Origin of the sequence: Rhizobium leguminosarum, assembly GCF_010668065.1 — a bacterium.
GTDB lineage: Bacteria > Pseudomonadota > Alphaproteobacteria > Rhizobiales > Rhizobiaceae > Rhizobium > Rhizobium leguminosarum_S.
Genome location: NZ_WUEN01000001.1, coordinates 179,810 through 197,781, shown reverse-complemented (window position 1 = coordinate 197,781; position 17,972 = coordinate 179,810). Strand labels below are relative to the sequence as shown.

The 17,972-nt window shown below is 61.2% G+C and carries 24 protein-coding genes; 13 read left to right on the top strand and 11 right to left on the bottom strand.

Annotated elements, in window-relative coordinates; all coding sequences use genetic code 11:
- The first annotated feature begins 64 nt into the window (after positions 1-64).
- Positions 65-460 (top strand): DUF1236 domain-containing protein, encoded by a 396-nt coding sequence (locus tag GR198_RS00915; protein ID WP_003542187.1) that lies wholly within the window; start codon positions 65-67, stop codon positions 458-460.
- A 93-nt stretch (positions 461-553) separates the two neighbouring features.
- On the opposite strand, the gene GR198_RS00910 is transcribed toward GR198_RS00915, so the two are convergent.
- The 4 genes from GR198_RS00910 to GR198_RS00895 all read right to left on the bottom strand — a co-directional run bounded on the left by GR198_RS00910 (position 554) and on the right by GR198_RS00895 (position 3,507).
- Positions 554-1,597, bottom strand: a complete 1,044-nt coding sequence (locus GR198_RS00910; RefSeq protein WP_003542190.1) for a Gfo/Idh/MocA family protein — start codon at positions 1,595-1,597, stop codon at positions 554-556.
- A 9-nt stretch (positions 1,598-1,606) separates the two neighbouring features.
- Complete coding sequence (locus GR198_RS00905) at positions 1,607-2,392, bottom strand: ThuA domain-containing protein (protein ID WP_029872394.1); 786 nt, start codon at positions 2,390-2,392, stop codon at positions 1,607-1,609.
- Between the two features lie 191 nt (positions 2,393-2,583).
- Positions 2,584-2,925, bottom strand: coding sequence for an SMR family transporter (locus GR198_RS00900; protein WP_003542195.1), 342 nt, complete (start codon positions 2,923-2,925; stop codon positions 2,584-2,586).
- 18 nt (positions 2,926-2,943) lie between these two features.
- Entirely contained in the window at positions 2,944-3,507 is a 564-nt protein-coding gene (locus GR198_RS00895; protein WP_029872395.1) for a TetR/AcrR family transcriptional regulator, read from the bottom strand.
- Positions 3,508-3,674: 167 nt separating this feature from the next.
- Here GR198_RS00895 and GR198_RS00890 point away from each other — a divergent pair, with 167 nt between their 5' ends.
- Together GR198_RS00890 and GR198_RS00885 are read left to right on the top strand one after the other, a co-directional pair.
- Positions 3,675-4,085, top strand: a complete 411-nt coding sequence (locus GR198_RS00890; RefSeq protein ID WP_029872396.1) for a group II truncated hemoglobin — start codon at positions 3,675-3,677, stop codon at positions 4,083-4,085.
- Positions 4,082-4,453, top strand: coding sequence for a DUF423 domain-containing protein (locus tag GR198_RS00885; RefSeq protein WP_012758644.1), 372 nt, complete (start codon positions 4,082-4,084; stop codon positions 4,451-4,453). The genes GR198_RS00890 and GR198_RS00885 overlap by 4 nt, the downstream gene beginning before the upstream one ends.
- A gap of 336 nt (positions 4,454-4,789) precedes the next feature.
- Here the strand turns inward: GR198_RS00885 and GR198_RS00880 are convergent, their stop codons facing one another.
- The 5 genes from GR198_RS00880 to GR198_RS00860 all read right to left on the bottom strand — a co-directional run bounded on the left by GR198_RS00880 (position 4,790) and on the right by GR198_RS00860 (position 7,720).
- The gene (locus tag GR198_RS00880; protein ID WP_029872397.1) at positions 4,790-5,104 is read right to left on the bottom strand and encodes an antibiotic biosynthesis monooxygenase family protein; all 315 of its coding nucleotides are present in this window, start codon (positions 5,102-5,104) and stop codon (positions 4,790-4,792) included.
- A gap of 9 nt (positions 5,105-5,113) precedes the next feature.
- Positions 5,114-5,386, bottom strand: coding sequence for a hypothetical protein (locus GR198_RS00875; protein ID WP_003542206.1), 273 nt, complete (start codon positions 5,384-5,386; stop codon positions 5,114-5,116).
- On the bottom strand, positions 5,383-5,790 hold the full coding sequence (locus tag GR198_RS00870) for a DUF2325 domain-containing protein (RefSeq protein ID WP_029872398.1): 408 nt from the start codon (positions 5,788-5,790) through the stop codon (positions 5,383-5,385). Before GR198_RS00870 ends, GR198_RS00875 begins: the two co-directional genes overlap by 4 nt.
- 109 nt (positions 5,791-5,899) lie before the next feature.
- Positions 5,900-7,243, bottom strand: a complete 1,344-nt coding sequence (locus tag GR198_RS00865; protein ID WP_003542210.1) for an energy transducer TonB family protein — start codon at positions 7,241-7,243, stop codon at positions 5,900-5,902.
- A 54-nt stretch (positions 7,244-7,297) separates the two neighbouring features.
- Positions 7,298-7,720 carry a hypothetical protein gene (locus GR198_RS00860; protein WP_164053733.1) on the bottom strand — a complete coding sequence of 141 codons (423 nt, stop codon included), beginning with the start codon at positions 7,718-7,720 and terminating at the stop codon, positions 7,298-7,300.
- Positions 7,721-7,896: 176 nt separating this feature from the next.
- Here GR198_RS00860 and hemP point away from each other — a divergent pair, with 176 nt between their 5' ends.
- The 7 genes from hemP (at position 7,897) to GR198_RS00825 (ending at position 12,928) form a co-directional block, all read left to right on the top strand.
- A complete protein-coding gene (gene hemP / locus GR198_RS00855; RefSeq protein WP_012758649.1) occupies positions 7,897-8,079 on the top strand; it encodes a hemin uptake protein HemP in 183 nt (60 codons plus the stop codon).
- An 8-nt stretch (positions 8,080-8,087) separates the two neighbouring features.
- Positions 8,088-9,137, top strand: coding sequence for a hemin-degrading factor (locus GR198_RS00850; RefSeq protein ID WP_130750152.1), 1,050 nt, complete (start codon positions 8,088-8,090; stop codon positions 9,135-9,137).
- Positions 9,138-9,148: 11 nt separating this feature from the next.
- Positions 9,149-10,078 (top strand): heme/hemin ABC transporter substrate-binding protein, encoded by a 930-nt coding sequence (locus tag GR198_RS00845; protein ID WP_062943527.1) that lies wholly within the window; start codon positions 9,149-9,151, stop codon positions 10,076-10,078.
- A gap of 2 nt (positions 10,079-10,080) precedes the next feature.
- Positions 10,081-11,193: a FecCD family ABC transporter permease gene (locus GR198_RS00840; RefSeq protein WP_164066997.1), complete on the top strand. Its 1,113-nt coding sequence runs from the start codon at positions 10,081-10,083 to the stop codon at positions 11,191-11,193.
- A 37-nt stretch (positions 11,194-11,230) separates the two neighbouring features.
- Entirely contained in the window at positions 11,231-12,025 is a 795-nt protein-coding gene (locus tag GR198_RS00835) for a heme ABC transporter ATP-binding protein (RefSeq protein WP_164067618.1), read from the top strand.
- A 147-nt stretch (positions 12,026-12,172) separates the two neighbouring features.
- Positions 12,173-12,517 carry a DUF883 family protein gene (locus tag GR198_RS00830; RefSeq protein WP_012758654.1) on the top strand — a complete coding sequence of 115 codons (345 nt, stop codon included), beginning with the start codon at positions 12,173-12,175 and terminating at the stop codon, positions 12,515-12,517.
- A 9-nt stretch (positions 12,518-12,526) separates the two neighbouring features.
- Entirely contained in the window at positions 12,527-12,928 is a 402-nt protein-coding gene (locus GR198_RS00825) for a hypothetical protein (protein WP_164066995.1), read from the top strand.
- A gap of 258 nt (positions 12,929-13,186) precedes the next feature.
- Here the strand turns inward: GR198_RS00825 and GR198_RS00820 are convergent, their stop codons facing one another.
- Both GR198_RS00820 and GR198_RS00815 read right to left on the bottom strand, forming a co-directional pair.
- Entirely contained in the window at positions 13,187-13,744 is a 558-nt protein-coding gene (locus GR198_RS00820; RefSeq protein WP_003542247.1) for an RNA polymerase sigma factor, read from the bottom strand.
- Positions 13,745-13,753: 9 nt separating this feature from the next.
- Positions 13,754-13,960, bottom strand: a complete 207-nt coding sequence (locus GR198_RS00815; RefSeq protein ID WP_003542250.1) for a NepR family anti-sigma factor — start codon at positions 13,958-13,960, stop codon at positions 13,754-13,756.
- A 257-nt stretch (positions 13,961-14,217) separates the two neighbouring features.
- Here GR198_RS00815 and GR198_RS00810 point away from each other — a divergent pair, with 257 nt between their 5' ends.
- The 3 genes from GR198_RS00810 to GR198_RS00800 all read left to right on the top strand — a co-directional run bounded on the left by GR198_RS00810 (position 14,218) and on the right by GR198_RS00800 (position 17,969).
- A complete protein-coding gene (locus GR198_RS00810; protein ID WP_003542253.1) occupies positions 14,218-15,012 on the top strand; it encodes a response regulator in 795 nt (264 codons plus the stop codon).
- Between the two features lie 192 nt (positions 15,013-15,204).
- Positions 15,205-16,200: a sensor histidine kinase gene (locus GR198_RS00805; RefSeq protein WP_029872405.1), complete on the top strand. Its 996-nt coding sequence runs from the start codon at positions 15,205-15,207 to the stop codon at positions 16,198-16,200.
- 407 nt (positions 16,201-16,607) lie between these two features.
- A complete protein-coding gene (locus tag GR198_RS00800) occupies positions 16,608-17,969 on the top strand; it encodes an NAD(P)-dependent oxidoreductase (protein ID WP_029872406.1) in 1,362 nt (453 codons plus the stop codon).
- The last annotated feature ends 3 nt before the right edge of the window (positions 17,970-17,972 follow it).

Genomic DNA, 17,972 nt, shown 5'->3' with positions numbered 1-17,972 from the left:
CCTGCCGGAACCTCGGATTGGCGCGGTCGTTACCCAAACGCAACCCCAGCAAAGGAGAAGCAAAATGTACAAGATCCTACTTGTCTCCAGCGCCCTTGCGCTGTCGTCGCTCGCCACCAATGCGCTGGCTGACGGAGCCGTCACCGGTGCAGCCGGTGGCGCCATCACCGGCGCAATCGTCGGCGGCCCCGTGGGTGCTGCCATTGGCGGCGTGGCCGGCGGTGTCGCCGGTGCCGTTGTCGATCCGCCGCCGCGCGAGGTCGTCACCTATGTCCAGCAGCAGCCGGCCCCGACCGCCTCCGTGGTGGTCCAGGAACCGATCGTCGTCGGCAAGCCGCTTCCGGCGGATGTCGTCGTGACGCCGGTGCCTGACAATCCGAAATATGCTTATACGGTCATCAACAATCAACACGTGATTGTCGAACCGCGCACCCACCGCGTGGTGCAGGTGATTGAATAAACAAGAAGAAAGGGTCCGCCTCCGGCCCCTTTCTTCTCTAAGCGAAAACCGCCGCCCCGAAAGGACGGCGGTCGTGCTGTTTGATCGGGCGGATCAGACCTTCAGCTCGCGCCGCTCGCGCTCGGTCACCATCGCAAGGTCGAGCACCTTCTGCAGGTTGGCGGCGTGGCGGAAGTTCGGGTCCGGCTGGATGCCGCTTGCGACGGCCTCGGCAAAACGTTGGTAGTTGGTCGCCACCGGTTCAACCTCGATCTTCGTCCAGGTGGCGGTTTCGACATCCTCGCCGAGGCAGCCATGCAGCTCGGAACCACTGGGACGATGGATGACCTCAAGGCTGCCCCTCTCGCCATAAATGCGCAGCTTCAACTCGTTCAGATGCCCTGTCGCCCAGCGACTGGCATGGATGACGCCGAGCGCGCCGTTGGCAAAATCGACGGACATGGTGAAGCTGTCATTGGCATCGAGCAGATATTCGCCGATCTGGCCGCCCGGCGCCTTGTTGAATGTCTTCAACCGGGCAAAGACGTGATCGATGTCGGTCGCCGCGCCATAGGCGGCGAAATCGAGAATATGGATGCCGACGTCGCCAAGCACGCCGTTCGAACCGTGGCCGGTGGAAAGCCGCCACAGCCAGGTCGATTCCGTGCGCCAGTCGCCCCAGGCACGCGACACCAGCCAGCTCTGGAGATAGGAGGCTTCCACATGTCTGATCGTGCCGAGCTCGCCGGCGAGCACCATCTCGCGGGCGCGCTGCAGCGGCGCGACGTTGCGATAGGTGAGATTGACCATGTTGATGACGCCGGCCTTTTCGGCCGCCTCCGTCATCTCCAGCGCCTTCGCATAGTTCTCCGCCAGCGGCTTTTCGCAGAACACATGCTTGCCTGCAGCAATCAGCGCCATCGTCGTCGGGTGATGGATGCGGTCGGGCGTGACATTTGTCGCCGCATCGAATTCACCCCAGGCGATCGCCTCCTCCAGCGAGAGAAACCGCTTTTCGATGTTGAACTTGTCGGCGAAGGCCGAAAGCCGCTCGGGATCGGTGTCGACGGCGCCGACCACCGTCACGCCGTCGATGAGAGGGAAGCGGGCGAGCTGGTTTTTCGCCATCACGCCCGTGCCAAGAACGAGTAGTCGCATGGGTGCTCCTCAGCGGTAACCGGCTTCGCCGGCCTGGTGCAGTCTCGGGCCGCGTTCGACGATCGGCTCCAGTGCTTTTTCTACCGGGACATTTGGAGCATCGGTAATGCTCGTCAACGACCCCTCAGGGTTATAGGCCCACTTCACGCCGTTGATCAGCACCTTCTGGACATTGACGTCGTGATAGGTCGGATAGGTCTCGTGGCCGGGGCGGAAATAAAAGATGTTGCCGGCGCCACGGCGCCAGGTCAGGCCCGAGCGGAACACTTCGCCGCCCTGGAACCAGGAGATGAACACCGTTTCGAGCGGTTCCGGCACCGAGAACTGCTCGCCGTACATTTCCTCGTTCTCAAGCTCGAAATGTTCACCGATGCCGGCGGCAATCGGATGGCGCTGGTTGATCGTCCACAGACGCTCGCGCTCACCCGCCTCGCGCCATTTCAGCGCGCAGGGCGTGCCCATCAGCCGCTTGAAGATCTTGGAGAAATGGCCGGAATGCAGCACCAGCAGGCCCATGCCTTCCCAGACGCGCTTGGCGATACGCTCGACAACGACATCGGAAACTGCGCCGTGATCCTTGTGGCCCCACCAGGTCAAGACGTCGGTCTCAGTAAGGCGGGCTTCGCTGAGGCCGTGTTCCGGCTCCTGCAACGTCGCTGTCGTCGCCGAGATACTTGGATCGGTGTTCAGCGCATTGGCGATCGTCGTGTGCATGCCCTCGGGATAGATCCCCCGGACGATCTCATTGGTATTCTCGTGGATATTCTCTCCCCAGACGACGGTGCGAATGGCCATGCTGTGCTCCTGTAGAACCTGGAAGTATCGATAGGCGGGAAGGCAGGATTCAAAGCGCTTTGGAAAACGGCGTTGGCTGCGCCTCGTCTCCTCCACGTCCAAGGAACACATAGACCTTTGTCAGTATTTTGACAAAGGGGAAAATTTATCGGCCGAAGGCGGACAAGCCACCTGCCAATATCACAGCAATATCAATGCGAAACGGATTTCGAGAACAGATTGACGACCATAACGCCCGATATGATCAGCCCAAGGCCGACGATTGCCGGCAGGTCGAGGCGCTGCTTGAAGAACACCAGGCCGACCGAGGAAATCAGCACGATTCCCAAAGCGCTCCAAATTGCATAGGCGATACCGACCGGGATGCTTTTCAGAGTCAACGACAGGCAATAGAAGGCGGCCGCATAACAGGCGACGACGAGTGCCGTCGGTCCGATGCGGGTAAACTGCTGCGACAGCTGCAGCGCGGTCGTGCCGATGACCTCGAGCACGATGGCTGCAAACAGCAGCCCGTAGACGGCGGCCTGGCTCATGGCGAATTCCTTTTCGAATTACTTGCCGGTCAGTTCGACAAGGCGATCGATGAGATCCCGCCTCAGAACGCCGTTGATATCATGGCTTTCCAACGTATCTGCGAACCAAAGTCCGTCGGCGGCGAAGCGCACGACTTGTGCGTCGAGGGAGGAATCAGTGCCGATATATTCCTCGGCCCGCGCCTGCACCCATTGGCGCCAGCGAAGACGCAGCCGGGGCTCGGCAAGAAGCGCGATCGTTACCTGCGTCCAACTCCTGGAATCGTCGGGACGTTCCTTGAGACCGGATACTGCCCTCAGATACGCGCGGGTGAAGCGCCCCTGCGGCAGCGGATCGCCGCGCATCAGGTCCTCTATATCGGCGTCGAACTTTTCGAGCAGGCTCTCAAACAGCGCATCGAGCAGCGCATTCTTCGTCGGGAAGTGATGCAGCAGCCCGCCCTTGCTGACGCTGGACGCGGCGGAAACCGCATCGAGCGTGACGCCCGCCATGCCGTCGCTGGCAGCAAGGCGCGCGGCGACCTCCAGCAACTGCTGGCGCACGAGCACGGGTTGCTTCTTGCGATGATGAGCGTTCGACATGCAGATAAAAGATACCGTCTGGACGGTTTTGTCAAGGATAATCGACGCTACCCCTGCCGTCCCGGCATTATGCGCGAAATGCCGCGGCACCTTGATGACAGTTGCGATCATTTTCCGCCCGGTGCATGAAGAGGCCGGGGAATGGTTGAGGCAATGGGGATGGTTTCGTGACGGAGAAGGTCACCACCTTATATCAGGCGATCGGCGGCGATCCTATCGTGCGGGCGCTGACGCACCGCTTCTACGAACTGATGGACAGGCTGCCGGAGGCGAGCAACGTGCGGGCCGTGCACCCACCGAGCCTTGAGGGCAGCGAAGAGAAATTCTTCGAATATATGACCGGTTATCTCGGCGGCCCGCCGCTCTATACCGACAAGCGCGGCCATCCGCGTCTGCGCAGCCGCCATTTCGTCGCCGAGATCGGCCCTGTCGAGCGCGACGAATGGCTGCTCTGCTTCCGCCGCGCCCTGGACGAGACGATATCGAGCCAGGCGTTGCGCGATCTCATCTGGGCGCCGGTGGAACGGCTCGCCTATCACATGCAGAACAAGGCTCCCGACAACAAGGAACAGCCATGAGCTTGAACGCGCGTCTGGAGCCGGTGCTCTATCTCTTTGCCGGCCTGTTTGGCGTAGCCGGCGTGGCGCTTGCCGCCCTTGCTGCCCATGGCGGCGGCGAGGCCAATCTTGCGGCATCCGCATCTGCCATGTGCCTTGCCCACGCCCCTGCCCTGCTGGCATTGGCTCTCGGCAACGTCAGGCTCAGAACCGCCTGGCTGGCCGGTTTGCTGATGATTGTCGGAACGCTGCTTTTTGCGGGAGATCTCGTCACCCTGCGCTTTTCCGGCTCCGGCCTCTTCCCCTATGCCGCGCCGACCGGCGGCTGGGCGATGATGCTTGGCTGGCTGGCCGTTGCGGCAGGCGCTGTCTTCCGCGTCAGGACTTGAGACGACGGTTCGGAGCGTTGCTCAACGAACAGCTCCGATCTTCTCACTCGACGGAGAAGGAGGGCGAAGACGCCGCCACACGTCTCTTCTCCCCAGCGGGGGTCCGAAGGACGGGTCGAGACCCGTGGCTCGACCCCGGTCGGTGCCGGCAGGCGGTTGAGGGGGCGAGCGGCAAAGCCGCGAATGCGCTGAGCGCAGCGAAGGGCAATGAATGGCGTGCCGTGTGGCCCCCTCATCCGACCCTTCGGGCCACCTTCTCCCCGCTGGGGAGAAGAGGAGGCCAAGCCTCACACGCCTTCGGCACCCACCCGAAAGGCGAAACCGTATCGACCGCAGTTAAATGCCGTCGACCACGTTGAAGCCCTCGAAGACCGGCGGCCCCTTGTAGATCGCCTTGTGATCGCCGGCATTGCGGTGCGCCGCGCGAAAGCTCTCGGACTTCGTCCAGTTCTGAAAATCAGCTTCGCTTTTCCAGACCGTGTGCGAAGAATAGAGCGTATAGCTCTCCTCTTCGTTGACCTTGCCGCGCAGCAGGCGGAATTCGACGAAACCGGGCACCGCGGCTAGGCTGGAATCGCGATTGCGCCAGACCGTCTCGAAATCACCTGCGCTCCCGGTTGCAACCTTGAAGCGGTTCATTGCGATATACATGAAATCTCCTTACGCCTTCCTCTTGCCCGCCCTGGCAGAACGCAAGGGAAAGGCGAGAACATTATCGCCGTTTGCCGCCGCTGGGCCAAGCGGTCTTGTTGTCGCTTCCCCGGGCATGCGCGCTTCCCAGGTCGGGAACAGCGTCACATTCTGGTAGATCTGCTGGCGTTCGGCATGCTGCTGGAAAAGTTCGTAAAGTTCGGGCACGAGGCCCTCGCCTGTCTGCGCGGCGAGCTTATGCAGGCCGATCATGGTGAAGCCGTCGGGACGCTGGTCGTTCATCGGGAATTGTCTCGTTCGTTCATCGTCTGCAGTGCACGCTCCAGGCTGGACTTGCTGCCGTTGCGAAGCGGGATGAAGGTCTTGCTGAACTTCTTGCAGCCGGTCTTCACACGTAGGCAGGCATCGTGGCTGATACAGTCGATGGGGCAGAAGACGCAGTCGACCGAGGGAAGCAGAGTATCGATGCGGGAAACCGCTTCGCGCAGACCGCCATCATGGTGGATGAGCTCAGCGCCGAAATTGCTGCAGATCTGGCGAAGATGCGCCACCTGGCAGTCACGGCCACCGACATAGAGGAAACTGCGGCCATCCAGTTTGGATCGCCCGTAGGAGGCCTGACCGGCGTCCTCGCCAGCGCTATCACGGACCTCCCGGTTCGAACCCTTCTTGCCCTTGCGAGCCATATGCCACCCGTTCGCTCGTTGATCGTCACACGATTCCTGCGTGTGCGGGTGGACCTTATTAAACTTGATTTTTAGAGTAAAGTATAAAGTTGATTGCTTTTATCATATTTTACCGAGAGGTGACCTGAACCTCCTGAGTGAAGCTCCAGCTAGCCTTGCCCCACTGGGGGGGCAATGGCGGAAACGGCGCGGCGCGGCGCACTCCGTCAAGAGCAGCCTTGTCCAAATCCGGAATACCTGAACTGCCGGCAACGGAGACTGAGGACAGCCTACCCGTTCCATCAATCGTCAATCTGACGCGCACGGAAATGGCCTCGCCCATTCTCTTGTATTCGTTAGGCACTCGAATTGCGCGGCGAATACGCTTCTGCACCTTGCCAGGATAATTCGCTACTGCCGCGCTTCCAATGCCGTCGCCTCTGCCCGCTGTCGTCGCCATGCCATTAAACTCTGGCGCGTCCTGACCGGTCGCTACGCCCCTCGTCGTGTCTTTGCGATCCGTGCCATTTTTTCCACCCGTAGGTTCCACCTTCTTCCGAGGCGGTTTCTTTTCCTCCGGTTTCGGCTTTTCAATCTTCGACTTCGGTTGCGGTTCAGGCCTTTCTTCGGGTTCCGGCGAGACTTCGGCAGCCTCGACTGGCTTCACTTCCTCTGGCTGAACTTCGGTCGGCTGCACCGCCACCACCTGTTCTGGTACTGTAGTCGGCATGATATCAGGCACGGGCTGCTCCGGCACTGCCGTTGCCATCGGCTGTGCGACGAAAGTTTCGGCAGGATTCTGAGAAACAAGAATCTCTGGCTCCGCGGCTACAACTGTCTCGGGCGAAACACGTGTCACCTCCTGCGAAGGCGACACAGCTTCCACAGATTCGGCCTCAACTGGTTGTGCCTGCTCGGGCTGCATCTCTGTTGGTTGAACTTCGTCAGTCTCAGTGGTCGATTGGACCGTATCCGGCTTAACCTCCTCAGCGGCAATTTCTTCCGGCTTCACTTCTAGCTCGGGATCACCTGCCGACGTCTGGTCAACATCGAAGTCACCAAATACGACGACGCTGACGGCCTCCCCGGCATCTTCAATCACTTCGTTCGGTGGTTTCGGCACAAACAGAGTAAGAGCGACCACCAAACCTGCATGGAAAAGGAATGAACCGACACAAGTCAGCGCCACCCGTCGCCGCACCGGTGCCTTCTCGTCCTCCTGCTTTTCCACCGCTGCATCCATCGGCGGCGCAGGGACAGAGGCTGTCGGTTCGGTTTCCGGATGATCGGGAAAGGAGGAGATCTGTGCAAAGCGCGCGTAGTGGACCACCGCCTCACCGGCCGGCTGCCGCTGCACATTGCGCAGGTCGGAAAGCTCGTGGCCGGGATGCATGTTGTTATCGTTCAGACCGCCGTCAGCGTCCGGCTCCCCGATGAGCACCTGTCTCGATCTGGTCTTCGCTGAAATTGCCATCTTATGCCTCGGACAGTCTGGACATGCCCGCCGGGGTTCATTCCCGGCGTGTTCTTAGCCCTCGAAGGGAACCGAAATCTGCGAGCGGGTGACGAGACCCTTCATGCATTCGCCCGCCGCCGGACCGTCGCAGACCGGCGTGTCGTTGATGATGATGCGGGTGACCGTCTCGCACTTCACATTCGGCATATCGAACTGGCGCACGCGCTTCTTGCCCTGCGGTAGATCGCGGAAGTCGAGCACGGTGATGCGGTCGACGGCATTCTTGTCGTTGAAAAAGGCAAGCTCGAAGGAGATCTTGCTGATCGGGGTCTGGAGATTGTTCTCGGCGACGAAAGTCATCATGCAGCCCTTTTGCGATGGCGCCAGAGCGTTGAGTTCGACATCCAGCTTGGCGGTTGCCGCATCCTGAGCCTGGCATATGCCTGAAACCGCCATCACCATGCCGGCTGCAACAGCCGCAAACCTACCCGTCATCATCTTCTCCGCCATTGTCGCGAACCGCCGCCAGGCGGCCTCATATCAGCAATCTCAAAAACTTGACTGCATTAGTCTCCTATTGCGTCTTTAAAAAACTATGAGTAATAAAGTCAAGATAATTGTCATCACAACCGGGGACCCTGATCACCGGCCTCACGGAATTGCCAACCGAAATGATGGTTGAAAAGCCAGATAACTTTAAGCATGTGCCGCTGCAGAGCGAGCCTGCGGCGCAGCACCGGATCGTCGAAAGCGCGGATCTTTTCCGCGGCACGAACGAGATCATGATAAGACATGACGGCTTGGTCTATCGCCTGAAGATCACCCGTCAGGGCAAGCTCATTCTCAATAAGTAGGGTAGGACATGACCGAACAGACAAGACCGGCGCCAGCCGAAATCCGTGCGTTTCGCGCCGAGAATCCGAAAATGCGCGAGCGTGATATCGCCGCCCAGCTGAAGATTTCCGAGGCAGCCCTCGTCGCCGCCGAAACCGGCATCAGCGTGACCCGAATCGATGGCAGTGCGCTGAAGCTTCTCGAGCGCGTGGCCGGCCTCGGCGAAGTGATGGCGCTGTCGCGCAACGAAAGTGCCGTTCACGAGAAGATCGGTGTCTTCGAAAACATCAAGAGCGGCGCGCAGGCCGCGATCGTTCTCGGCGAGAATATCGATCTGCGCATCTTCCCGAGCCGCTGGGAGCATGGTTTCGCCGTATCCAAGAAGGATGGTGACCAGGAGCGCCTCAGCCTGCAATATTTCGATAAGGCGGGCAACGCGGTGCACAAGGTGCACCTGCGCCCGAGCTCGAATGTCGAGGCCTATCACGCGATCGTCGCCGAGTTGAAGCTGGAAGACCAGTCGCAGGAATTTGTCGAGGCTGAGACCTTAAATGCCGTCGATGAAACCGCCGACGTCAACCGCGACGAACTGCGCGACAACTGGAGCAAGCTCACCGATACGCATGAGTTCTTCGGCATGCTGAAGCGCCTGAAGATCGGCCGCCAGGCGGCCGTGCGCACCGTCGGCGACGACTATGCCTGGAAGCTCGACAACAGCGCGACGGCAGACATGATGCATGCCTCGGTGAAATCCGGCCTGCCGATCATGTGCTTCGTCGCCAATAACGGCATCGTCCAGATCCATTCCGGCCCGATCTTCAACGTGCAGCCGATGGGTCCGTGGATCAATATCATGGACCCGACCTTTCACCTGCATCTGCGCCAGGATCACATCGCCGAGACCTGGGCCGTACGCAAGCCGACCACGGACGGCCACGTCACCTCGCTGGAGGCCTACAATGCCGAAGGCGAGATGATCATCCAGTTCTTCGGCAAGCGGAAGGAAGGCTCCGACGAACGCGCCGAGTGGCGCGAGATCATGGAAAACCTGCCGCGGGCAGCGAGCGTGGCCGCATAAGGATCGCAACGATGACGATGCGTAACAATCTGCGCCGGATCCGCCCTTGGGAACTGGCCCTCACGGCGGCCATCATGGCGCTGCCGCTGATCCCGACGGCGCCGACCGTCGAAGGCTTCGCCTTCATCCGCGCCGCCCACGCCGAGGAAAAGAAGCTCGACACGTCGCGCCTGGTTTCGGTCGGCGGCGACATCACCGAAATCGTCTATGCGCTCGGCGAGGAAAGCCGGCTGATCGCCCGCGACACGACGAGCATGTATCCGGAGGCTGCGCTGAAGCTGCCGAACGTCGGCTACATGCGTGCGCTCTCGCCGGAAGGCATCCTCGCCATGAACCCGACGGCGATCATCGCCGTCGAGGGTTCGGGCCCGCAGGAAGCGCTGGCCGTGCTGAAGAATGCCAGCGTACCCTTCGAGACCGTGCCGAGCGCCTTTACCCGCGACGGCATCATCGCCAAGATCGACCGTGTCGGCACGCTGCTGGGCGTGCCCGACAAGGCGAAGGCGCTTGAAGAAAAGGTCGCGGCCGACCTCGACGCGGCGATCGCCGATGCCGAAAAGCGCCCGGAGGTCGAGCGCAAGCGCGTTCTCTTCATCCTCAGCGCCCAGAACGGCCGGATCATGGCATCGGGGACCGGCACAGCCGCCGATGGCATCGTCAAGCTCGCCGGCGCCATCAACGCCGTCGGCGCATTCCCGGGCTACAAGCCGTTGACGGACGAGGCGATCATCGAAGCCAAGCCCGACATCATCCTGATGATGAATCGCGGCGACGGCGCCGGCACCAAGAACGAGGACCTGCTGGCTCAGCCGGCGATCGCGCTGACGCCGGCAGGCGAGAAAAAAGCGATCATCCGAATGGATGGCGTCTACCTGCTCGGCTTCGGCCCGCGCACCGCAGCCGCCGCGCGCGAGCTCAACACGGCGATCTACGGGGGCTGATCATGGCCCTGCCGCAAGCCATGATGGAACAAAGGCGACGATTCCCGATGGCGGACATCCGCGAAATCAGGCAGGCGGGCGACAGGACGCGGCTCGCCTTGCTGGCGATCGCGCTGCTCGTCGTCGGCTCGGTCTTTTCGATGCTGTTTTCGGTAACGACCGGCGCCTCGGATGCCTCGATCCTCGACGTCATCAGCAACATGGCCGGCTCCGAGGCGGCGCTCAGCACACGTGACCGGATCATCATCTTCGATATCCGCCTGCCGAGGGCGATCCTCGGTTTCCTGATCGGCGCCTCGCTGGCCGTTTCCGGCACGGTGATGCAGGGCCTGTTCCGCAATCCGCTGGCCGATCCCGGCCTCGTCGGCGTCTCCTCCGGCGCAAGCCTCGGCGCGGTCGCGATGATCGTGCTCGGCGGCGGAATCGCAGCTCCGCTCGAGGCGCTTCTCGGTATCTACGCTTTGCCGACGGCGGCCTTCGGCGGCGGCCTCGTCACGACGCTGCTGCTCTACAGGATCGCCACCCGTCACGGACAGACCTCGGTGGCGACGATGCTGCTTGCCGGCATCGCGCTCGGCGCACTCGCCCTCGCCATCACGGGACTGCTGATCTACATGGCCAACGACCAGCAGCTGCGCGACCTGACCTTCTGGAGCATGGGCTCGCTTGCCGGCGCCACATGGACGAAGATCGCCGCCGCCAGCCCGATCATCCTGTTGTCCTTCGCCGCTCTGCCCTTCATGGCGCGCGGCCTCAATGCCATCACGCTCGGCGAGGCGGCCGCCTTTCATATGGGCGTTCCGGTGCAGCGGCTGAAAAATGTCGCGATCGTCGGTGTCGCTGCGGCGACCGGCGCGTCCGTCGCCGTCAGCGGCGGCATCGGTTTCATCGGGATCGTCGTGCCGCATATCCTGCGTATGGCGATCGGCCCCGACCATCGTTTCCTGCTGCCGGCCGCAGCTCTTCTCGGCGGCTCTTTGCTGATCTTCGCGGATGTCCTGGCGCGCACCCTGGTCGCCCCCGCCGAACTGCCGATCGGCATCATCACCGCGGCGGTCGGCGGACCGTTCTTCCTGTGGATCCTGCTGCGGCAGCGTTCGCGCCTTGCCCTGTGAGTGACACTTGTGAGTGACCCCCGTGAGTGACATTGAGATGATCGAAGTTTCCGGCGTCTCCGTGCGCCTATCCGGCAAAACCATCATCAGCGACGTCACTTTTACGGCAAAGGCCGGCGAACTGACGGCGATTGCCGGGCCGAACGGCTCCGGCAAGACGACGACGATGAAAGCCATCTCCGGCGAACTTGCCTATGGCGGCTCGGTGCGCATCGGCGCCGACGAGGTGAAGGGGCTGAAACCCTGGCAGCTTGCCGCCATTCGTGGCGTACTGCCGCAGGCAAGCACCATCTCCTTTCCCTTTACCGTGCGCGAGATCGTCCGTATGGGCCTGACGTCAGGTCTCAACCTGCATCCCGACAAGGCCGAGCAGACGGCGGCAGCAGCGCTTGCCTCCGTCGACTTGACCGGCTTCGAAGGCCGTTTCTATCAGGAACTCTCCGGAGGCGAGCAGCAGCGTGTGCAGCTTGCCCGCGTGCTCTGCCAGATCGCCGAGCCCATCATCGACGGCAAGCCCTGCTGGCTGCTGCTCGACGAGCCGGTCTCGAGCCTCGACATCAGCCACCAGTTGACCATCATGACGCTCGCCCGCAATTTCTGCCAACGCGGCGGCGGTGTCATCGCCGTCATGCACGATCTCAACCTGACGGCGCTCTTTGCCGACCGCATCGTGCTGATGAAATCCGGCCGCCTCGCCGCCGCCGGCAGCATCGGCGAAGTGCTGACAAACGAAACGATGCTCTCGGTGTTCGGCTGCGCGCTGCGCATCAACCAGCTGCCGGCCGATGGCACGCCCTTCGTGCTCGCCCACAGCGCCATTTCCCGCCCCTGAGCACTGCGCGAGCGGAACTTTTGATCGCCCGGCACGTTGTCGGCAGTGATCTGGGTCAATGCCGGGCGATATCATTCATGCAACGGACGGTGGTGACCTCGTGCGAAATAGGCGGGCTTGCGCGCGCCCCAGCCAATGGAGACAGCCATGAGCTATTCTATCTTCCAGTCCGGCCGCAGCCGCCGCAACGGCACCTTCCACAATCTGGAATCCGGGATCGAGGAGCAGATCGAGGCACTGCGCGGCGAACTCGCGGAACTGACGCGCCTCGTCGGCAAGAGCTCACGCCATCAAGGCGAGAAAATCCGTAGCCAGGCCGGTGCCGGCTATGAGGAACTGCTCGGCCGCAGCGAGGATCTGCTGCGCGAATTGCAGCACGGCTATGAGCGTGGAACGACGGAAATGCGCGAGACCGTGCGCAAGCACCCACTGGCAACCATCGGCGCCGCGGCCGCTTTCGGCCTTGCCATCGCCTTCCTCGCCCGGCGCTGAGGAAGCGCGATGCTCTTACCGATCCTCAGCCTGCTGACGGGCGCAAGCGTGCATCGGACCGTTGCGCGCGCCAAGCGCAACGGCATCTTCATTGCGCTTGCCGTGCTCTTCCTTCTTACCGCCTACGCGCTGGCTGTCACCGCCGGCGCCATCTGGCTCGCCGGCATCTACGGCCCGGTCGGCGCTGCTCTCTTCCTGGCCGCCTGCGCGCTGCTGGTCGCCATCATAGCCCTGGTGGCGATGTCGATCATCAACGCCCGGGAAGCACGCCGCGCCCGTGAACGCCGTGCGTCGCTCGAATCGCTGGCAACGGTGGGGCTCGGTCTTATCCGCGCCCAGCCGCTCCTGACCGCCGGTGTTCTGGCAGCAATCGTCGCGGCCAATCTGGTAGGGTCAAAGCGCGAGGATTGATTGAGGAGACGTGCAGCAAACGGCTGCCCCTCACCCTAACCCTCTCCCCGTAAAAACGGGGAGAGGGGACGTGCCCTGCGAGAGCGAGGTGGGAACGGTGAGGGTGCGACACATGTCCCTTCGCCCCGCTTGCGGGGAGAAGGTGGCGGCAGCCGGATGAGGGGCGAATACACCAAATCATATCAATGGCATAACCGAAAAACGCAAAAAGCCGGCGCCCCGAGGGGCGGCCGGCTTTCCTCCCAAATATGACTCTTGTCAGAACGCGAAAGCCTTCGATGTCAGCGGCGCCGAGGTGGCGTCGGGGCCGAAATCAGCCTCGCCTGAGATCTGCAGCAACTCCTGCAGCCGCTGACGAGCCCGGTTGACGCGGCTCTTGATGGTGCCCACGGCGCAGCCACAGATTTCGGCCGCCTCCTCATAGGAAAAACCCGAGGCGCCGACGAGGATGATCGCCTCGCGTTGATCCGGCGGCAGCTGGTCGAGCGCCTTCTTGAAGTCCTGCAGATCGAGCGCGCCATATTGCGAGGGGTGCATCGCCATAGATTCGGTGAACAGCCCGTCGCTGTCCTGCACTTCGCGGCCGCTCTTGCGCATCTGGCTGTAGAGTTCGTTGCGCAGGATCGTAAAGAGCCAGGCCTTCATATTGGTGCCCATCTCGAAATGATCCTGCTTGGCCCATGCTTTCATGATGGTGTCCTGGACGAGATCGTCGGCACGGTCGTGCCGCCCGATGAGCGAGATTGCGAAAGCGCGAAGGCTTGGGAGTGCCGCCAGCAGTTCCCGCTTGAAGCTGGGTTGCGATTTGTCTTCCATGCGGCGATCCTATTCGGCCATCTTGGCAGAAGCCATCATTTCAGCATGGTCGAGCTTTTCGAGAAGGTCGAGAAAACGATCGGGAATCGCCTCATCCTGTGCGGCCGAATAAAGCGACCGGAGCCTGACGCCGATCTGGTTGTTCGGGTCCAGGATGTCGCTTGCCCGCAGCTCCAGCTTTCGCTGATCGGCTGCTTCTTTCTTGCGTGTAGTCATCAATTCGTCTTCTCGCCGGTTGTCTGTTCGAGGGGCGTGGATGGGATCAAAAACGATTTCAACCATCGACATCGAACGTTCCATTGTCGATGTCGCTGGCATTTGCCGTTGCATGGGTCAAAACGCTACGCCCTTTCTTCGTCGGCTGGAATAATGCGGCGCGACGAAAAAAGTTCCTGCCGTTCCGGAACTTTTTTATCAAGGCGACGTTAACCGCTCATTGAAGCCAATGCCGGCCTGTATGCAGGAGCCCATTAATGACACTTTCTACTCGGATTGCGCCGCACCTTCCTTATCTGCGCCGCTATTCCCGCGCCCTTACCGGCACTCAGACTTCGGGCGACGCTTATGTCGCCGCCGTTCTCGAAGCCATCATCGCCGATCTGTCGATTTTCCCGGATACGGCGAATGACCGGGTCGCACTCTACAAACTGTTCACGCAACTGTTTGGTTCCACCGCAGTCCAGATTCCAGAGCCGACCTCGCCCTATGCCTGGGAGCAGCGTGCCACGCTGAACCTTTCCAAGGTTTCGCCGCGCGCCCGTCAGGCCTTCCTGCTCGCCTCCGTGGAGAATTTCCGCGTCGCCGAAATCGCCGAAATTCTGGAAACCGAAGAACAGGATGTCATGCATCTGCTCGACGTCGCGTCGCAGGAGATTTCCCGTCAGGTCGCAACCGATATCATGATCATCGAGGACGAACCGCTGATCGCCATGGATATCGAGCAGATGGTCGAGAGCCTCGGCCATCGCGTCACCGGCATTGCCCGTACGCATGCCGAGGCCGTGGCGCTCTACAATAAGACCAAGCCGAGCATGGTGCTGGCCGACATCCAGCTTGCCGATGGCAGCTCCGGTATCGACGCAGTCAACGACATCCTCAAGACGTCGAGCGTACCGGTGATCTTCATCACCGCCTTCCCGGAACGGCTTCTGACCGGCGAGCGTCCGGAACCGACTTTCCTTGTCACCAAGCCGTTCAATCCCGACATGGTCAAGGCATTGATCAGCCAAGCTCTTTTCTTCAATGAATCGACCAGAGTAGCCGCCTGAGACGCAATTTTCCGGCCTTCGGAACCAAATCGCCAAAGCAGGCGTTCCGGTGCTACCGGGACGCTCCGGTGGCTTTAACGGTTTTTGCAGCGCTTTGTTCTAGAGTTGGCAGGCGGTGTCTGGAAGGGCGCTCCCTTCAGCGACGTTCAAGATGTCACAAGGAAAGGCGGCCGAGTGAATACGACTGAACCATTGTCCGGCATGCCTTTTACCTTCGAAGGCAAAGCCGCAATGATGGAACGCGCGCTCGGCAGCGCCGGGATTTCGATCCTTTGCCAGGACGCCCGACTGTCGATTTTCTACGCCGAAAATCTGCCGCCGCATTTTGCAGCGCTCTTTGCGCCCGGCAGCAGCGACGCTGTCCTCTTTGGCGATGCGCACGGCCGATATTTGACGGCGCTGAAGCACAAGGTGCTGGAAACCGGCATCCCCACCAATGCCGAGGTCGAGATCGACGTCGACGGCGAAAGACGCACTTATGAACTGAAGATCCAGCGCACCGGCGAACGCGGCGCATATGGACTTCTGTCCGTCATGGCTGAAGTCACCGAAAGCCGGCATCGCGAAAAAGTTCTGAAATCGCTGCTGCGCGAACTCTCACACCGCTCGAAGAACCTTCTCGCCATAATCCAGGGCATTGCCACCCAGACGGCGCGCAACACGCTCTCTCTCGACAGCTTCCTCCTCAAATTCCGGGGACGGCTGCAATCGCTTTCCAACTCGCAGGACCTGATCACGGATTCGAGCTGGCGCGGCGCCTATCTCTTCGAACTCGCCGAAAAGCAGTTTGCTCCCTATTGGCCGGAGACGGCCGGCTCCATGCCGATCTATGGCATCAACGCTCACCTGACACCGAATGCCGCCGTGCATCTCGGGCTCGCCCTCCATGAACTCATCGTCAACTCCGCCTCCTTCGGCGCGATTGCTGGCGGTGCCGCCTCTATCACGCTGAATTGCCGCGAAGCCATGATCAACGACAGAAAGGCGATCGAAGTCGCCTGGGCGGAAGTTCTGCATGATCAGGCAGAAGTCCACGAATTCAGCGACAACAGCTTCGGCCGCACCGTATTGGAGCGTGTCGTGCCTTCGTCGGTCAACGGCAAGGCGGAGTTGAACCTCGTTCCCGGCCGAATCGAGTACCGTCTGACAATTCCGGAAACCGAATTCGAGATCTTCAAGCGAGTGTGAAAGCCCTGGAGACAGCCGAAAACGGAAAAACAGCCGGTGCGAGGGCGGCGCACCGGCTGTCTTCACTCACCGGGAGGGGACCGTGAGTACGTCCGGATAGTGGGTTGGGGGCGCGCATGTTGGGTCGATGCGATCACCATCCGGATATCGCAATAACGACGACATCAAACTTTGGTTCCCTGCCATCCAAAAAAATTCGGCTTTTTTGCATCTTTTTTCGGATGCCCTTCCCTCGTCGCGCGCTCAGCCGTTTCAACGATGCAGGTCGATTAAATTCTTCCAGCAAAAACAATTGATTACTTGCGGGACCACACGCAAAAATCGTCAAAATTTTACCGTTTGATAAATTTTTAAACCTGAGTTACGCTTTCCCTCACAGGCCGTTTACCAATAATGAGGGAACTTCAATGGAACGACTGGAAACCGGGATCCATGCCGGCCGGCTTTCGCCCGCCGAGTATGATGCTAATTTTTCCGATCTGCATCCACGCCTCGACAATCATGAGGCGCTGGTCGCCGCCGACCGCTGTTATTTCTGTTACGACGCGCCGTGCATGACGGCCTGTCCCACCTCGATCGACATTCCGCTGTTCATCCGCCAGATTTCGACCGGCAATCCGATCGGCTCGGCAAAGACGATCTTCGATCAGAACATTCTCGGCGGCATGTGCGCGCGCGTCTGTCCCACCGAGGAACTCTGCGAGCAGGCCTGCGTGCGCAACACCGCCGAAGAGCGGCCCGTCGAGATCGGCCGCCTGCAGCGCTACGCCACCGATGCCGCCATGCAGGCCGACAAGCAATTCTATGCCCGGGCCGAACCGACCGGCAAGACGATCGCCGTTGTCGGCGCAGGCCCGGCCGGCCTTGCCGCCGCCCATCGCCTGGCCGTGAACGGCCATTCCGTCGTCATCTATGATGCCAGGGAAAAGTCCGGCGGCCTCAACGAATACGGGATCGCCACTTACAAGACGGTCGACGACTTCGCCCAGAAGGAAGTCGATTACGTCCTTTCGATCGGCGGCATCGAAGTCCGGCATGGCCGGCGTCTCGGCCAGGAGTTCTCGCTCACCGATCTGCAGGCGCAATATGACGGCGTCTTCCTCGGTATCGGCCTTGCCGGCGTCAACGCGCTGCGCATCGAGGGCGAAAACCTTGCAGGCGTCGACGACGCCGTCGATTTCATCGCGGCACTCCGCCAGGCCGAAGACAAGGGTGCGATCGCCATCGGCCGCCGCGTCGTCGTCCTTGGCGGCGGCATGACGGCAATCGACGCTGCCGTGCAGGCAAAGCTGCTCGGCGCCGAAGAGGTGACGATCTGTTACCGTCGTGGCAAGGAGCACATGAACGCGTCGGAATTCGAGCAGGATCTGGCAAGCTCCAAGGGCGTCATCATCCGCCACTGGCTGGGGCCGAAATCGATCCTGGCGCAGGACGGCAAGGTCGCCGCCATCGAAGTGGAATATACCAAAATCCTCGATGGCCGCCTCGTCGGCACCGGCGAGACCGGTGTGATTGCCGCCGACCAGATCTTCAAGGCGATCGGCCAGACCTTTGACGCCTCTGCTCTCGGTTCGCTGCGCATGGAATCCGGCCGCATCGCTGTCGATGGCGAAGGCCATACCTCGCTCGACGGCGTCTGGGCAGGAGGCGACTGCGTCTTCGGCGGTGACGATCTCACGGTTTCGGCCGTCGCCCACGGTCGCGACGCGGCTGAATCCATCCATCGTGCCCTCACCGCAGCAGCCGCTCCGGCTGTCGCGGTTGCTTGAAGG

Coding starts and splice junctions, on each gene's coding strand:
- GR198_RS00915 (WP_003542187.1), top strand. CDS start 65: ATGTACAAGATCCTACTTGTCTCCAGCGCCCTTGCGCTGTCGTCGCTC.
- GR198_RS00910 (WP_003542190.1), bottom strand. CDS start 1,597: ATGCGACTACTCGTTCTTGGCACGGGCGTGATGGCGAAAAACCAGCTC.
- GR198_RS00905 (WP_029872394.1), bottom strand. CDS start 2,392: ATGGCCATTCGCACCGTCGTCTGGGGAGAGAATATCCACGAGAATACC.
- GR198_RS00900 (WP_003542195.1), bottom strand. CDS start 2,925: ATGAGCCAGGCCGCCGTCTACGGGCTGCTGTTTGCAGCCATCGTGCTC.
- GR198_RS00895 (WP_029872395.1), bottom strand. CDS start 3,507: ATGTCGAACGCTCATCATCGCAAGAAGCAACCCGTGCTCGTGCGCCAG.
- GR198_RS00885 (WP_012758644.1), top strand. CDS start 4,082: ATGAGCTTGAACGCGCGTCTGGAGCCGGTGCTCTATCTCTTTGCCGGC.
- GR198_RS00880 (WP_029872397.1), bottom strand. CDS start 5,104: ATGTATATCGCAATGAACCGCTTCAAGGTTGCAACCGGGAGCGCAGGT.
- GR198_RS00875 (WP_003542206.1), bottom strand. CDS start 5,386: ATGAACGACCAGCGTCCCGACGGCTTCACCATGATCGGCCTGCATAAG.
- GR198_RS00870 (WP_029872398.1), bottom strand. CDS start 5,790: ATGGCTCGCAAGGGCAAGAAGGGTTCGAACCGGGAGGTCCGTGATAGC.
- GR198_RS00865 (WP_003542210.1), bottom strand. CDS start 7,243: ATGGCAATTTCAGCGAAGACCAGATCGAGACAGGTGCTCATCGGGGAG.
- GR198_RS00860 (WP_164053733.1), bottom strand. CDS start 7,720: ATGACGGGTAGGTTTGCGGCTGTTGCAGCCGGCATGGTGATGGCGGTT.
- hemP (WP_012758649.1), top strand. CDS start 7,897: ATGATGGTTGAAAAGCCAGATAACTTTAAGCATGTGCCGCTGCAGAGC.
- GR198_RS00850 (WP_130750152.1), top strand. CDS start 8,088: ATGACCGAACAGACAAGACCGGCGCCAGCCGAAATCCGTGCGTTTCGC.
- GR198_RS00845 (WP_062943527.1), top strand. CDS start 9,149: ATGACGATGCGTAACAATCTGCGCCGGATCCGCCCTTGGGAACTGGCC.
- GR198_RS00840 (WP_164066997.1), top strand. CDS start 10,081: ATGGCCCTGCCGCAAGCCATGATGGAACAAAGGCGACGATTCCCGATG.
- GR198_RS00835 (WP_164067618.1), top strand. CDS start 11,231: ATGATCGAAGTTTCCGGCGTCTCCGTGCGCCTATCCGGCAAAACCATC.
- GR198_RS00830 (WP_012758654.1), top strand. CDS start 12,173: ATGAGCTATTCTATCTTCCAGTCCGGCCGCAGCCGCCGCAACGGCACC.
- GR198_RS00825 (WP_164066995.1), top strand. CDS start 12,527: ATGCTCTTACCGATCCTCAGCCTGCTGACGGGCGCAAGCGTGCATCGG.
- GR198_RS00820 (WP_003542247.1), bottom strand. CDS start 13,744: ATGGAAGACAAATCGCAACCCAGCTTCAAGCGGGAACTGCTGGCGGCA.
- GR198_RS00815 (WP_003542250.1), bottom strand. CDS start 13,960: ATGACTACACGCAAGAAAGAAGCAGCCGATCAGCGAAAGCTGGAGCTG.
- GR198_RS00810 (WP_003542253.1), top strand. CDS start 14,218: ATGACACTTTCTACTCGGATTGCGCCGCACCTTCCTTATCTGCGCCGC.
- GR198_RS00800 (WP_029872406.1), top strand. CDS start 16,608: ATGGAACGACTGGAAACCGGGATCCATGCCGGCCGGCTTTCGCCCGCC.